The sequence below is a fragment of the Pseudomonas ogarae genome, from assembly GCF_014268695.2.
Taxonomy (GTDB): Bacteria; Pseudomonadota; Gammaproteobacteria; order Pseudomonadales; family Pseudomonadaceae; genus Aquipseudomonas; species Aquipseudomonas kilonensis.
Genome location: NZ_CP077086.1, coordinates 1,413,462 through 1,427,654, shown reverse-complemented (window position 1 = coordinate 1,427,654; position 14,193 = coordinate 1,413,462). Strand labels below are relative to the sequence as shown.

Sequence of the window (14,193 nt, the reverse complement as noted above, 5' to 3'; positions counted from 1 at the left end):
CCTGCTGCTGTCTGTTCTTTTTGGCATCGCGGGCACGCAGAGATCAGCGACCCGCGCTACACGGGTCATTTCCACCAGTATTCGACCTGCAGGCCCACGTTGGAACCATGTCGCGCACCGCCAAATACACCGGTGTCCGACAGCGCCGAACCGGCTGCCAGTTCATTGGCTGCACGCTTGGCCGCCTCGTTCCAACTGGCGTAGGTGTAGTAGAGGCGGATTTCCGGGCGTGCCCAGAATTCCGGGCCCTTGGGCGACCAGGTGGGCGCAAAGGTGAATTTGCTCAGCTTGCGTGTTCCATCGCTGGCCTGAACCTGGTCATGGCCCAGTTCGGCCACCAACTTGAATTGATCAGTGATGGCGTACGCCGGGCGAACCCCCAACGACAGCCAGTCCTGGTCGGCGCCATCGGGGCGGATGTCCTTCTGGTACACCGCCTGCACCTGCCCGCCGAAACGCGGCGTGACCTGCCAATCGAAAAACTCCACCAGACGATAGCTCTTGTTGCTGTCGTCCAGTCCGGTGTCGCCGGTATAACCCAGCCCGGTGCCGGGCCCCTCGCCATATTGCAAGGCCAGTTTATTCTTCCCACCCAGGAAGTCCTGCTGCACATGCTGGGCGGTCACCGCCCAGCCGCGATGGGCATCGCGACGGTCCGCCCGGTCGATGAAGCTCAGGCCAAACTCCAACTCACCACCGGGGTTGGCCTTGAAACCGGCGACGTTGAAGTCATGCCGGCTGACCGGGTCTTTCTGGTAGAGGTTGTCCTTGCGCGAGAAGGCGTAGCTGTACTTCAACCCGCCGATCAGCACGTCCTCAATCCCGCCACCGGTAGCACTCTGGTTCCAGTAGTAGAAATCCGAGATATGGATGTCGTTACGTTTGTAGTAACGCCGACCGGCCCACAGCGACCCGCCGTTCAGGCTGGGCATGTTCGACCATTGGGCATACATCTGCGGCATGCGTGCCGAGCCGTTTTCACCTTGGAAAGTCGGCGTGCGGTCATAGCGGTTGTACAGCGATGCCATGCCGTCCACGCTCAACACCGAGCCGTCGTCGAGGGTGAAAAGATCCTGGCGCAGTTCCAGTTCCCCGTACTGCTCGCATTCATTGCCCAAGCGATATTTAGTCTGCGCCCCAGGCAACTGGAAGCAGGATTGGGAACGGCCATTGGTCGCACTGCCGACGCCGCTGCGCAGATAGCCGGAAAACTCCAGGGCCTGAACCGGGAACGGCAGCGCCAGGCAGATACAGGACGCGGCAAGGCCACGGTTTATTATTGTTTTCATACGCCTCTCCATTATTTCTTATTGTTTTTTTGCTCCATGACTTCCCCCTTGGCCGCCATTTGGCTGACGACAAAGGGCCCACGATGCGTCTGGCGCAACGTGTTCGCTGTCAGGCATTGCCTGGGTCAGGGGAAGTTTTTTATTCAGTCGCTCAGGTGCAACACAAACGACTCGTAAGGCCGCAAGCGCAGCTGTCGGTATCGGTGTTCGCCGGCCTCGTAGTTGCCGATCACCCAGCGTTGTTTCGTGCCATGGCTGATGACCCCTTCGGGCAGTTCCACCTCACAGTCGCCCCCATAAAAATGGCTGACCACCAACAGGCGCTCCCCCTGCCCTTCGCGCAGGTACGCCCACACGTTGGGATGTTCGGGCAATAGCAGGCGGTAGACGCCGTCCTGGATCAAGGCTTCGCTGCGGCGCAAGGCGATCAATTGACGGTAGTAATGCAGCACCGACGTCGGGTCTTGCTGTTGCTGCTCGACGTTGATGAAAGCGGCGTTGGCGGGCACGCCGATCCAGGGTTCGGCCCGGCTGAAACCTGCGTTCGGCCCGGCATTCCATTGCATCGGCGTGCGCCCGTTGTCACGGGACTTCTGCATGATCGGCGCCATGGCCTCGGACTCCGACACCCCGGCGTTGCGCTTGAGGCGATAGATGTTCAGGGTTTCCACATCGCGATACTGCTCGATGTGCTCGAAGCCCGGATTGGTCATCCCCAACTCCTCGCCCTGGTACACAAACGGCGTGCCCTGGAGAAAGTGCAACGCCGTGGCAAGCATCTTCGCCGAAGGCTCGCGGTGCTCACCGTCATCGCCGAACCGCGACACCACCCGCGGCTGATCATGGTTACACCAGAACAGCGCATTCCAACCGTCACCGGCCTGCATGCCGACTTGCCAGTCGGACAGGATGCGTTTGAGTTCGAGAAAATCGAAGTCGGCCCGCACCCACTTTTGCAGGTTCGGGTAGTCCACCTTCAAGTGATGGAAATTGAACGTCATCGACAGTTCACGGGACGCCGGGCACGAATAACGAACACAGTGTTCGAGGCTGGTGGACGACATCTCGCCGACGTTGATCAGGTCGAACCCCTCGAAGACTTCCCGGTGCATTTCCTGCAGGTAGCGATGCACGTTGGGACCGTCGGTATAAAAACGCCGGCCATCGGTATGGTCGTCAGGGAAGTCGGCCGGCTTGGAGATCAGGTTGATCACATCGAGACGAAAGCCCCCCACCCCCTTGTCCCGCCAGAAACGCATCATCTTGAACACTTCGGCGCGCACCTGGGGGTTGTCCCAGTTCAGGTCGGCCTGGGTGTGGTCGAACAGGTGCAGGTAATACTGGCCGGTCTGTGCTTCGTACTCCCAGGCCGAGCCGCCGAACTTGGACTCCCAGTTGTTCGGCTGGTCCCGCCAGATATAGAAATCGCGGTATGGGTTATCGAGGCTGCTGCGGGCGGCCTGGAACCAGGGATGCTCGATGGAGGTGTGATTGACCACGATGTCGAGCATCAGCTTGATACCGCGCTTGCGCGCCTCAGTGATCAATAATTCGCAATCGGCCATGGTGCCGTAGCTGGGGTCGATGGCGTAGTAGTCACTGATGTCGTAGCCGTTGTCCCGTTGCGGCGAACGCAGGAACGGTGTCAGCCACAGGTAATCCACACCCAGCCAGTGCAAGTAGTCGAGCTTGTCCACCACCCCTCGCAAATCACCGGTGGCCTGGCCGCCATGGCTGTAGAAACTCTTTGGATAAATCTGGTAGATCACTGAGCGTTGCCAGTCTTGCATGGCGAGATTCCTTCGTTCTGTTTGGTACTGGCCCAGCGGGCTTATCGCGGGCAAGCCCGGCTCCCACAGGTGTCAGGCCACCCGATACCCTGGCCGGACGATCTTCATGCTCAACGCGCAGGTCAGGGCAAAGGGCACGCTCATGGCGATGACCATGCCGACCACGAACATCGGTATGTAGTCAGGCACGATCGAAATGAAACCCGGCAGGCCGCCGACGCCAATCGCCGAGGCCTTGATCTTGTTCAGCGACAGGAAAATGCAGCCCAGGGCCGAGCCGGCCAGGGCGCAATAGAAAGGGAATTTGTAGCGCAGGTTGACGCCGAACATTGCCGGTTCGGTGATGCCGAAATAAGCGGAAATCGCCGACGTGGACGCCATGCTCTTGTCTCGCGCATTGCGGGTCATGTAGAACACCGCCAGTGCCGCGCTGCCCTGGGCCAGGTTGGACATGACGATCATCGGCCAGATGAACGTGCCACCCTGGGTCGAGATCAATTGCAGGTCCACCGCCAGGAACATGTGGTGCATGCCGGTCACCACCAGCGGCGCATAGAGCAGGCCGAAAATCGCCCCGCCAATCACCGGCGCCAGGTCGAACAGCGCCACCATGCCTTCGGTAATCAGGATGCCCAGGTGCCGGGTGACCGGACCGATGATGGCGAGGGCCAGTACACCGGTGATGACGATGGTGGTGATGGGGATCACGAGCAACTGAATGGCGTTGGGCACCCTGGCCCGCAACCATCGCTCGATCACGCTCATGACATAGGCCGCCAGCAGGATCGGCAGAATCTGCCCCTGGTAACCGACTTTCTCGATCCGGAACCAGCCGAAGATATCGAAATACGGCAGGCTCTGGCCTTCCAACCCCGCCACGGCCTTGCCGTAGTTCCAGGCGTTGAGCAGGTCCGGGTGGACGAGCATCAGGCCCAGCACGATGCCAAGGATCTCACTGCCGCCGAAACGCTTGGCCGCCGACCAGCCCACCAGGGCCGGGAGAAAGACGAAGGAGGTATTGGCCATGAGGTTGATCAGGCTCCAGACGCCATCCAGGTTCGGATAAGCATCGAGCAACGTCTGCCCGGCAATGAACATGCCCTTGGCACCCAACAGGTTGTTGACGCCCATCAGCAGGCCGGCGATCACCAGGGCAGGCAGGATGGGCATGAACACATCGGACAGTACCCGCACCAGGCGCTGCATGCCGTTGCCCTTCTGCGCGCCCTGGCGCTTGACGTCGGCAATGGTCGCGGCGGCCAGGCCCGTCAGTTCGCGCAGGGCGGCATAGACCTTTTCCACCTCGCCCGGGCCGATGACCACCTGGAACAGGCCCCCGGTAAAAAACGAACCCTTGACCAGGTCGATCTGGTTCAGCGTGGCGCTGTCCACCCGGGTCGCGTCCTTGAGGGACAGGCGCAGGCGCGTCACGCAATGGGCCGCCTGCTCGATATTGTCGACGCCACCCAAGCTTTGCAGCAGCTCGCTGGCGATTTTGGAGTAATCGTGGCTCATGCTTTTTTCTTCCGCGTCATTCTTGTTATTGAGAGTCGACAGCACGTGGAAGAGAAAGTACTCGTCTGTACGAGTTAAATCAACAACTCGTACAGACGAGTTTTATTTTTGTTTATGATAAGCCTCCGAAAACCGGGAAACGTCCTACGCTCCTGTCGTCAAATGATGACAGCCGAATGGACAACTCCCCCACTTGGCCCGTAAGGTTCCGCCCCGGTGAACAGCGCGGTACAGAGCCCTCTCCATGAGCAAATACAACCAGATCTACAACGATCTGCTGACCAGCATTACCACCGAACGCCTGGAGCGAGGCGCTCGCCTGCCCTCCGAAACCGAACTGATGGACAGCTATCAGGCCAGCCGTGGCACGGTGCGCAAGGCCATCGAACAACTCCAGGAGCGCGGCTTCGCCCAGAAGATCCATGGCAAGGGCACCTTCGTGCTGTCGACCCAGCCCATCGAATTCCAGCTCGGCGGCATCGTCAGCTTCCAGGAGACCTACCCGCGCCTGGGCAACGATGTCAGCACCGAAGTGGTCGAGTTCAGCCAGTTTCCGTTGGAAGGAGCGCTGCTCGAACACATCAAGGCCCCCGCCGGGAGCCCGATCACCCGCATCAAGCGGGTCCGGCGAATCGACGGCAAGCGCGTGATCCTGGACATCAACCACTTCGTCAGCGACGTGATCCCCGGCCTGACCCGCGACATCGCCGTGCAGTCGATCTACGCCTTCATCGAACAGACCCTGCACCTGCAAATCGCCTACGCCCAGCGCACCATCGAAGCAGTCCGCTGCGGCAAGGACGACCAGCAACACCTGGACCTCGACGGCCAGAGCCATGTGATCGTGGTCAGCAACCAGACCTTTCTCCAGGACGGCCGACAGTTCGAGTACACCGAATCGCGGCATACGCTGGATAAGTTTTATTTTTCGGATGTGGCGCGGCGGTGAAGTCAGCCTAGATGACGGCCTTCATAGGCCGTGATCGAAAACTGTTGTGCGCATCCAGCCAAGCCTGGACACGTCCACGTTGTCGGAATCCCGGTTCAGTGACTCCCCAAGGCTGTCACCCAATCAAAGCGTCCAACTCTTCGCAAGCCATACCAGGCAACCGTAGGCCCTCTTTCGCAACGTTGACCTGCAGCGCCACCTGGGCCACATCCAACACGTCCTTGGTAAGCGAATAGTTGCCCCTTGCCTGCAGCCAGGTCAGCACATCTGCCAAATGCCAGATAGATGCACTCCCCTCATGCACCGGCGTCGGGAAGCTGCTTGGATGGGCCAACATCAGCTTGCGCATGTTCTGCCGAGACACACCTACGATCTCAGCAACGTCGGTCAGCCCGACCAAATCAGGCGCAACCTCGATCAATTTGGCCGACGGCACCGCGCGATGGACGTCGGCCAGAGCGCTAAGCACAGCCTTGACCGCATCAGGAGCCTCGCGAGTGAACTCAAGCGCCAGCCGTCCTGGCTGCCCGATGCCTATCAAGGCATCGTCGCAGCCCGTTTCTCCCAGCCGCTCGACCAGTTCATCCATGGCACAGCCATCGTCAGCAAGCTGATATTTCAAGGTAAAAATATATTCCATTGTTCTATTCCTCAGCATCGTCATCAGCCTCGCGCCGATTGCGATGCGCAGTGCAATTGTCCACGACGCGTCGCAATGCTCGCGCATGGTTGCCAGGGTTCTTCGGCGTGCTCCACATCGAGGTGATGCAGAACTCGCCACAACGGCACTCCACCTCTTTGTACGGGCAATAAACCCGCCCCCCAGGCGTGACTGCCGCCAACCTCTATGCGCCAGCCCTGCCCTTCGGCATGCCTAAGCGCTTCTTCAATTTCTTTCTTCGGGTGCGTTGGACGAATCATCCGTGATCTCCAGTATTCGCATGACTCGCCAGGTTGTCAAATGACAACCCAGGCATCCCCTTCAAGCGGCGCCACTCAGCAGCGTCTCAAACGAGGAGATAGGTTGGCATGTGACAGGTCCTCGTGAACCGTACGGTGAAATACTCTTGGGGCCATGCCGCCCGATAATAAGCGTCTCCGGAACACCGCTAAGGCGGGTAATCGTAGCGAAAGGTGACGGCACCGCCCTCCCAATACCGTCACGCTAGGTCACTACGGGCGGAAGCTGATGAAGCCTGGAATTGAGCCAAAATGAAAAAAGCCCCATGGAAGTTATCCACAGGGCTTTTGTTCAAAACGGGCGCCAGGGCCAATAGGGGCCGTCAGCAGTCAGATATCTAAGCCTGACTCATTCCCACTCAATCGTCGCCGGCGGCTTGCTCGACACGTCGTACGTCACGCGAGAAATACCTTCGATTTCATTGATGATGCGCCCGGAAACGGTTTCCAGCAGCTCGTACGGCAGGTGTGCCCAGCGCGCGGTCATGAAGTCGATGGTTTCCACGGCACGCAGGGCCACGACCCAGGCGTAACGACGGCCGTCGCCGACCACGCCCACCGATTTCACCGGTTGGAACACCACGAACGCCTGGCTGACCTTGTGGTACCAGTCGGCCTTGCGCAGTTCTTCGATGAAGATGTGGTCGGCGCGACGCAGCAGGTCGGCGTATTCCTTCTTCACTTCACCGAGGATCCGCACGCCCAGGCCCGGGCCCGGGAATGGGTGGCGGTAGACCATGTCGTACGGCAGGCCCAGCTCAAGACCCAGGCGACGCACTTCATCCTTGAACAGTTCGCGCAACGGCTCGACCAGCTTGAGGTTCATCTCTTCCGGCAGGCCACCGACGTTGTGGTGGGACTTGATCACGTGGGCCTTGCCGCTCTTGGCGCCGGCCGACTCGATCACGTCGGGGTAGATGGTGCCCTGGGCCAGGTACTTGATGTTTTCCAGCTTGTTGGACTGGGCATCGAACACGTCGATGAAGGTGCGGCCGATGATCTTGCGCTTTTTCTCGGGGTCGGACTCGCCGGCCAGGTTGTTCAGGAACTGCTCTTCGGCGTTGGCGCGGATCACCTTGACGCCCATGTTCTCGGCGAACATGGCCATCACTTGCTCGCCTTCGTGCAGGCGCAGCAGGCCGTTGTCGACGAAGACGCAGGTCAGTTGGTCGCCGATAGCCTTGTGCAGCAATGCGGCAACCACCGAGGAGTCAACGCCGCCAGACAGGCCCAGCAGCACGTTGTCAGTACCGACTTGAGCACGGACTTGGGCAATGGCGTCTTCAGCGATTTTCGACGGGGTCCACAGGGCTTCGCACTCGCAGATGTCGAGGATGAAGCGCGACAGGATGCGGCCGCCCTGCTTGGTGTGGGTCACTTCAGGGTGGAACTGCACGCCGTAGTAACGGCGATCATCGTTGAACATGCCGGCAATCGGGCAGCTCGGGGTGCTGGCCAGGATGTGGAAGTCTTCCGGCATCCTGGTGACCTTGTCACCGTGGCTCATCCACACGTCCAGGCCGAACAGGCCGTCGGCGTCGACGTGGTCCTCGATGCCGTCCAACAGGCGGCTCTTGCCGACTACGTCAACGCGGGCATAACCGAACTCGCGCAGGTCCGAACCTTCGACCTTGCCGCCCAGTTGCTCAGCCATGGTCTGCATGCCGTAGCAGATACCGAAGACGGGCACGCCCAGGTCGAACACGGCTTGCGGGCAGCGCGGGCTGTCGGCTTCGTGCACGGACTCGGGGCCGCCGGCGAGGATGACGCCTTTAGGCGCGAATTCGCGAATCGCTTCGTCATCCATGTCGAACGGATGCAATTCGCAGTACACGCCGATTTCACGCACGCGGCGGGCGATCAGTTGGGTGTACTGGGAACCGAAGTCGAGGATCAGGATGCGGTGAGCGTGAATGTCGAGGGCCATGACTCATTCTCATGTAGTGAATCAGAAACAACTCGGGGCTGAATGAACAGCCCCGGTGATTAACGTTTTGCTGAAGGCCTTAACCTACGCGGTAGTTCGGCGCTTCCTTGGTGATCTGCACGTCGTGGACATGGGACTCGGCCATGCCAGCGCCGGTGATACGCACGAATTCAGGCTTGGTGCGCATCTCGTCGATGTTGGCGCTGCCGGTGTAGCCCATGGAAGAACGCAGGCCACCCATCAGTTGATGGATGATGGCGCTCAGGGTGCCTTTGTACGGCACGCGACCTTCGATGCCTTCCGGCACCAGCTTCTCGGCACCCGCGGAGGAGTCCTGGAAGTAACGGTCGGACGAGCCCTGGGCCTGGGACATGGCGCCCAGCGAACCCATGCCGCGATAGGCCTTGTAGCTACGGCCCTGGAACAGCTCGATCTCGCCCGGTGCTTCTTCGGTACCGGCGAACATCGAACCCATCATCACGCAGGAGGCACCGGCTACGATGGCCTTGGACAGGTCACCGGAGAAGCGGATGCCGCCGTCGGCGATCAACGGCACGCCAGTGCCTTCAAGGGCGGCGGCGACGTTGGCGATGGCGCTGATCTGCGGCACGCCGACACCGGCAACGATACGGGTGGTGCAGATCGAGCCAGGGCCGATACCGACCTTGACCGCGTCGGCGCCGGCTTCGGCCAGGGCCTTGGCCGCAGCGCCGGTGGCGATGTTGCCGCCGATCACCTGCACTTCAGGGAAGTTCTGCTTGACCCAGCGAACGCGGTCGATCACGCCTTTGGAGTGGCCGTGGGCGGTGTCGACCACCACCACATCAACACCGGCACTGACCAGGGCGGCGACACGGTCACCGGTGTCCTTGCCGGTACCGACCGCAGCGCCGACGCGCAGACGACCTTGGTCGTCCTTGCTGGCCAGCGGGTAGGCCTTGGCTTTTTCGATGTCGTTGACGGTCATCATGCCCTTGAGGGCGAATTTGTCGTCGACGATCAGCACGCGCTCGATGCGGTGCTTGTGCAGCAACTCGCGGACTTCGTCCTTGTTGGTGCCTTCCTTGACCGTGACCAGGCGCTCTTTAGGCGTCATCACTTGGCGGACGGTGGCATCCAGGCGATTCTCGAAACGCACGTCACGGGAGGTGACGATGCCGACCAGGTCGCCATCGTGCAGCACCGGAACGCCGGAGATATTGTGCATGCGGGTCAGTTCGAACAGATCCCGGACCGTGGCGTCAGCCTCGATGGTGATCGGATCCTTGACCACGCCAGCCTCGAACCGCTTGACCTTGCGCACTTCGGCGGCCTGCTGTTCGATGGTCATGTTCTTGTGGATGATACCGATACCGCCTTCCTGGGCCATGGCAATGGCCAGACGGGCTTCGGTCACGGTGTCCATGGCGGCGGAAACCAGGGGGATATTCAGTTCGATGCCACGGGTGAGACGGGTTTTGAGACTGACTTCGTTAGGCAGTACTTCGGAATAACCGGGCACTAGGAGAATGTCGTCGAAGGTCAGAGCTTCTTGGCTGATACGCAGCATCGCGGGGGCTCCCGAGCGGGAAAATGGAAGCGCGCCATTATACTCATGGACCCCCTCTGGCTCAATGTAAAACTCTGTCTATTATTGCCGGTCTGATTGACGGGCTAAATCACTGCCCCACTGCCAACACATTCCCACAGGGGTTATTGCCCCCCCTCCTACAACTCCACCTTCACCCAACTCACCGGCTGATCGAGCCAATCGGCGAATTCATCGAGGAAGTCCTGCTTGAACCCCGCCTCCAGCCAATTGTTGAAGATGAACCCCAGGTTCGAAAAGCCGCAGGGCTGCAGGAACAGGAAGCCGTTGATGTCATCCTCATGGCCGCATTCGGGGCAGGTGAAGTTGTCGGTGCGCGCCGGCATCCAGTCTTCCAGGCTTTCGAACAGCGCTTCGCCGACTTCCTTGCGGCACTCGGCGCAACCGGCTTCTTCGAGAAAGCCCTTGGCCGGTGTATAGATGCAGCGCTTGGTGATGATCTCCAAGCCATTGATCGACTCGCCGAATGGCAAGGCTTCGGGGTGCATGACCACCTCGCGGGCACCGGGGGCGATGGCGTGGGCCATGCGATTGCCGGTGCGCCCGCAGGTGGTCAGTTGTTCTTCGACGATATTCTTGCGCACCAGCCAGCGCACGATCGCCCGGGCCCGAGGCTCGTGGACCGGCAGGGTGGAAATTTTCGGAACGATGATGCTTTGCGAGTTCATGGCGAGGCCTGGCTGTTTCCCTGGCAGGGTCTGATCAAAGGCCGGCAGCTTAATCCCTGGCCGGGCCAGGTCAAGCACTCAGGTAGCGCCCGATCAACGCGAGGCCGCTGGCAAGCACCAGCCAGGTGACCAGCCGCACGAATGCCTCACGCGACATCTTCAGAGTCAAGCGACGCCCTACCCACAACCCCAGCGCCATGGCCGGCAACAAACACAGCGCCAGTACCAACAAGGGTAGCTCGGCATACACCCCGGCCACGATAAACAGGCTCAGGCGCACCACGGTGCTGCAACTGATCAGGGCACTTTGCGTGGCTCGGGCCGCGTCCTTGGGCAAGCGACTGTTCAGGTAGATGGCATATAAAAAGCCGCCACTGCCAAACAACGCGCCGAACATCCCACCCACCGTGCCCATCGGGAACGCCCACCGCGCTGACAACTGCGTCGGCCGAGCTTTTATCAACAGGCTGTAGATCGCATAGCAACTGATGAACACCCCCATCAACAGCAACAACAGGTCGGACTTGAGGTTGAGCAGGAAAATCACCCCGAGGGTGCAGCCTAGCGCCATGCACGGCAGCAACCGCAGCAGCTCCGGCCGGGACACATCTCGGCGCGACGGCAGCAAGTTGCCGAAGGCCGCGACGAAATCCAACAAGACCAGCAGCGGGACGATTTTCGACAGGGGCATGAACAGCAGCAGGATGGGCGCGGCCACCAGCGCCGTGCCGAACCCGGCAATGCCGAACACGATGTAGGCCAGGGCAATGGCCGAGCCGATCACCAGCCATTGCGTGGGGGCGAAGGCCCACTGGCCCAACCATGGGAGAAGATTCATCCGGCACTTCCTTGATGAGGAGAGCGGCGACTTTAGCCAGATCCGGGGGACTACTTCCAGCATTTGTGGTGATTGGCCTACCGCTATCGCGAGCAAGCTCGCTCCCACATTTGATCTTCAGTGCGGCATAGATCTCCTGTGGGAGCGAGCTTGCTCGCGATGCAGGCAACCCGGTCTAATTGTCTGCACACCATCGGCGAATCCCCTTATCATGCCGCCCATGATTAAAGATCCCTTTGCCCGACTGGGCCTGGACCGCGAGGTCCTGACTGTCAGCCAGCTCAACGGCCGTGCGCGGGTGTTGCTTGAAGACGTGTTCAGCAACATCTGGGTCGAGGGCGAAATCTCCAACCTCGCCCGCCCGGCCTCCGGCCATGTGTACTTCACCCTCAAGGACAGTGGCGCCCAGGTGCGTTGCGCGCTGTTCCGGCAGAATGCCGCGCGGGTGCGCCAGGCCTTGAAGGACGGGCTGGCGGTGAAAGTGCGCGGCAAGGTCTCGCTGTTCGAAGGCCGTGGCGACTATCAATTGATCCTCGATACCGTCGAGCCGGCCGGCGATGGCGCCCTGCGCCTGGCCTTCGATGCCCTGAAGGAGAAACTCAGCGCCGAAGGCCTGTTCAGTGCCGAGCGCAAGGTGCCGCTGCCGGCCCATCCGCAACGCATTGGCATCATCAGTTCGCCCACGGGCGCGGTGATCCGCGACATCATCAGTGTTTTCCGCCGCCGCGCGCCGCAGATTGCCCTGACCTTGATTCCCACCGCCGTGCAAGGTCGCGAAGCTACCGCACAAATCGTCCGCGCCCTGAAGCTGGCCGACGCCCGGGGTTTCGATGCGCTGATCCTGGCCCGGGGCGGCGGTTCGCTGGAAGACTTGTGGTGCTTCAACGAAGAAGCCGTGGCCCGGGCGGTGGATGCCTGCGTCACGCCGATCGTCAGCGCCGTGGGCCATGAAACCGACGTGTCTATCAGCGATTTCGTCGCCGACGTGCGCGCCCCGACCCCGTCCGCCGCCGCCGAACTGCTCGCTCCCGATGCCGGTGACCTGGTGCGTCGGGTCGAAAGCCTGCATCGCCGACTGGTGATGCGCATGCGCGACCGACTGATGCGCGATCAATTGCGCCTCGAAGGCCTCACCCGACGCCTGCGCCACCCCGGCGAACGCCTGCGCCAGCAAGCCCAGCGCCTCGACGACCTGGACATGCGCATGCGCCGGGCGTTCGAACGCAACCTCAATACCCGTCGTGAACGTTTGATCCGCCTGGAAACCCGCCTGGCCGGGCAACATCCGGGCCGGCAACTGGCATTGCTGCGCCAGCGCCTGGACAGCCTGGCCGAACGCCTGCCCCGGGCCATGCGCGAAGGCCTCAAGACGCGCCGCGTGCAATTGCACAACCAGATGCAGACGCTGCACATTGTCAGCCCCCTGGCGACCCTCGGCCGGGGCTACAGCATTTTGCTCGACGAACGCGGCCAGGCAATCCGCAGTGCCGGGCAAACCCAGACCGGCCAGCGCCTGACCGCCAAGCTCGGCGAAGGCGAATTGCTGGTACGGGTCGAAGACAATCACCTGACGCCGGTCACCCTTTCTTTACTGGACTGATTCATGCCGCGATATCTCGCCCCCTTGTTCTTGCTGTGCCTGACCTTCAACGCCCACGCCGACAGTTACATCACCCGCCTGCTGAACAAACCGGTGCCCGGCGGCGTGGCCGTGGTGGACCTGGGCAGCGCGGCCAAGGCACCGAAAGCCAGTTACCAGGGCAAGCCGGTGCTGGTGGTCAAGGAACAGGACAACTGGCTGGCGATTGTCGGCATCCCGCTGACGGTCCAGCCCGGCACACAGCAGATCAGCAGTGGCGGCGGCACCCAGCCGTTCGTGGTCGGCTACAAGAAGTATCCCGAGCAACACATCACCCTGAAGAATAAGCGCCAGGTCAACCCGAACCCGGCGGACCTCAAACGCATCGAGGCCGAACTGGCGGTGCAACTGAAGGCCTACCGCAGCTTCAGCCCGAACATCCCCAGCAACCTGTTGCTGGACAAACCGGTCAACGGCCCGTTGTCGAGCAAGTTCGGCGTGCGCCGCTTCTTCAACGGCGAAGAGCGCAACCCCCACGCCGGCCTGGACTTCGCCGTGCCCGCCGGCACGCCGATCAAGACCCCGGCCGCCGGCAAGGTGATCCTCACCGGTAATTACTTCTTCAATGGCAACACCGTGTTCGTCGACCATGGCCTGGGCTTCATCAGCATGTTCTGCCACATGTCGAAGATCGACGTGAAGGTCGGCCAGCAACTGGCCCGGGGCACCGTGGTGGGCAAGGTCGGCGCCACCGGCCGCGCGACGGGGCCGCACATGCACTGGAACATCAGCCTGAACGATGCGCGGGTGGATCCGGCGATTTTTATCGGGGCTTTCCAACCCTGAGTATTTTGCGATGAGGCCACTGGCCTCTTCGCGAGCAGGCTCGCTCCCACATTGGGATCTGTTGTGAACACAACATTTGCAACCCACAGAGATCCCCTGTGGGAGCGAGCCTGCTCGCGATGACGGCAACCGCATCACCACTATCCTGGGAATTGCCAAGCCCTAAATATCGACGCAATCCTCAGGATACAAACTGTCTATATGCGCGATTAAATCTCGCAAACCCGCCTAAAAGCAGAACTTA

General features: G+C 61.0%; 11 protein-coding genes and 1 pseudogene. 3 read left to right on the top strand and 9 right to left on the bottom strand.

The window, feature by feature from the left end; all coding sequences use genetic code 11:
• Window positions 1-65 precede the first annotated feature (65 nt).
• From HU749_RS06115 to treP, 3 genes are all read right to left on the bottom strand, one after another.
• Window positions 66-1,289, bottom strand: coding sequence for a maltoporin (locus HU749_RS06115; protein WP_095962829.1), 1,224 nt, complete (start codon window positions 1,287-1,289; stop codon window positions 66-68).
• A 143-nt stretch (window positions 1,290-1,432) separates the two neighbouring features.
• Window positions 1,433-3,079 (bottom strand): alpha,alpha-phosphotrehalase, encoded by a 1,647-nt coding sequence (treC, locus tag HU749_RS06110; protein ID WP_095974612.1) that lies wholly within the window; start codon window positions 3,077-3,079, stop codon window positions 1,433-1,435.
• A 72-nt stretch (window positions 3,080-3,151) separates the two neighbouring features.
• On the bottom strand, window positions 3,152-4,594 hold the full coding sequence (gene treP, locus HU749_RS06105; RefSeq protein WP_079302533.1) for a PTS system trehalose-specific EIIBC component: 1,443 nt from the start codon (window positions 4,592-4,594) through the stop codon (window positions 3,152-3,154).
• 244 nt (window positions 4,595-4,838) lie between these two features.
• Between treP and treR the strand changes: the two genes are divergently transcribed.
• Entirely contained in the window at window positions 4,839-5,543 is a 705-nt protein-coding gene (treR, locus tag HU749_RS06100) for a trehalose operon repressor (protein ID WP_079302534.1), read from the top strand.
• Between the two features lie 115 nt (window positions 5,544-5,658).
• Here treR and HU749_RS06095 read toward each other — a convergent pair whose 3' ends face one another.
• The 6 genes and pseudogenes from HU749_RS06095 to HU749_RS06075 all read right to left on the bottom strand — a co-directional run bounded on the left by HU749_RS06095 (window position 5,659) and on the right by HU749_RS06075 (window position 11,524).
• Window positions 5,659-6,183 carry a helix-turn-helix transcriptional regulator gene (locus tag HU749_RS06095; RefSeq protein ID WP_095962832.1) on the bottom strand — a complete coding sequence of 175 codons (525 nt, stop codon included), beginning with the start codon at window positions 6,181-6,183 and terminating at the stop codon, window positions 5,659-5,661.
• A 4-nt stretch (window positions 6,184-6,187) separates the two neighbouring features.
• Window positions 6,188-6,464, bottom strand: a pseudogene (locus tag HU749_RS29150) (hypothetical protein).
• A gap of 388 nt (window positions 6,465-6,852) precedes the next feature.
• The gene (gene guaA / locus HU749_RS06090; protein WP_095962833.1) at window positions 6,853-8,430 is read right to left on the bottom strand and encodes a glutamine-hydrolyzing GMP synthase; all 1,578 of its coding nucleotides are present in this window, start codon (window positions 8,428-8,430) and stop codon (window positions 6,853-6,855) included.
• Window positions 8,431-8,509: 79 nt separating this feature from the next.
• Window positions 8,510-9,979 (bottom strand): IMP dehydrogenase, encoded by a 1,470-nt coding sequence (guaB, locus tag HU749_RS06085; RefSeq protein ID WP_014336709.1) that lies wholly within the window; start codon window positions 9,977-9,979, stop codon window positions 8,510-8,512.
• Window positions 9,980-10,137: 158 nt separating this feature from the next.
• Window positions 10,138-10,686: a sugar ABC transporter ATPase gene (locus tag HU749_RS06080; RefSeq protein ID WP_095962863.1), complete on the bottom strand. Its 549-nt coding sequence runs from the start codon at window positions 10,684-10,686 to the stop codon at window positions 10,138-10,140.
• 70 nt (window positions 10,687-10,756) lie between these two features.
• Window positions 10,757-11,524 carry a sulfite exporter TauE/SafE family protein gene (locus HU749_RS06075; RefSeq protein WP_186650006.1) on the bottom strand — a complete coding sequence of 256 codons (768 nt, stop codon included), beginning with the start codon at window positions 11,522-11,524 and terminating at the stop codon, window positions 10,757-10,759.
• Between the two features lie 220 nt (window positions 11,525-11,744).
• Here HU749_RS06075 and xseA point away from each other — a divergent pair, with 220 nt between their 5' ends.
• Together xseA and HU749_RS06065 are read left to right on the top strand one after the other, a co-directional pair.
• Window positions 11,745-13,124 (top strand): exodeoxyribonuclease VII large subunit, encoded by a 1,380-nt coding sequence (gene xseA / locus HU749_RS06070; protein ID WP_186650009.1) that lies wholly within the window; start codon window positions 11,745-11,747, stop codon window positions 13,122-13,124.
• Window positions 13,125-13,127: 3 nt separating this feature from the next.
• Window positions 13,128-13,949, top strand: a complete 822-nt coding sequence (locus HU749_RS06065) for a peptidoglycan DD-metalloendopeptidase family protein (protein WP_186650012.1) — start codon at window positions 13,128-13,130, stop codon at window positions 13,947-13,949.
• Window positions 13,950-14,193: the final 244 nt, after the last annotated feature.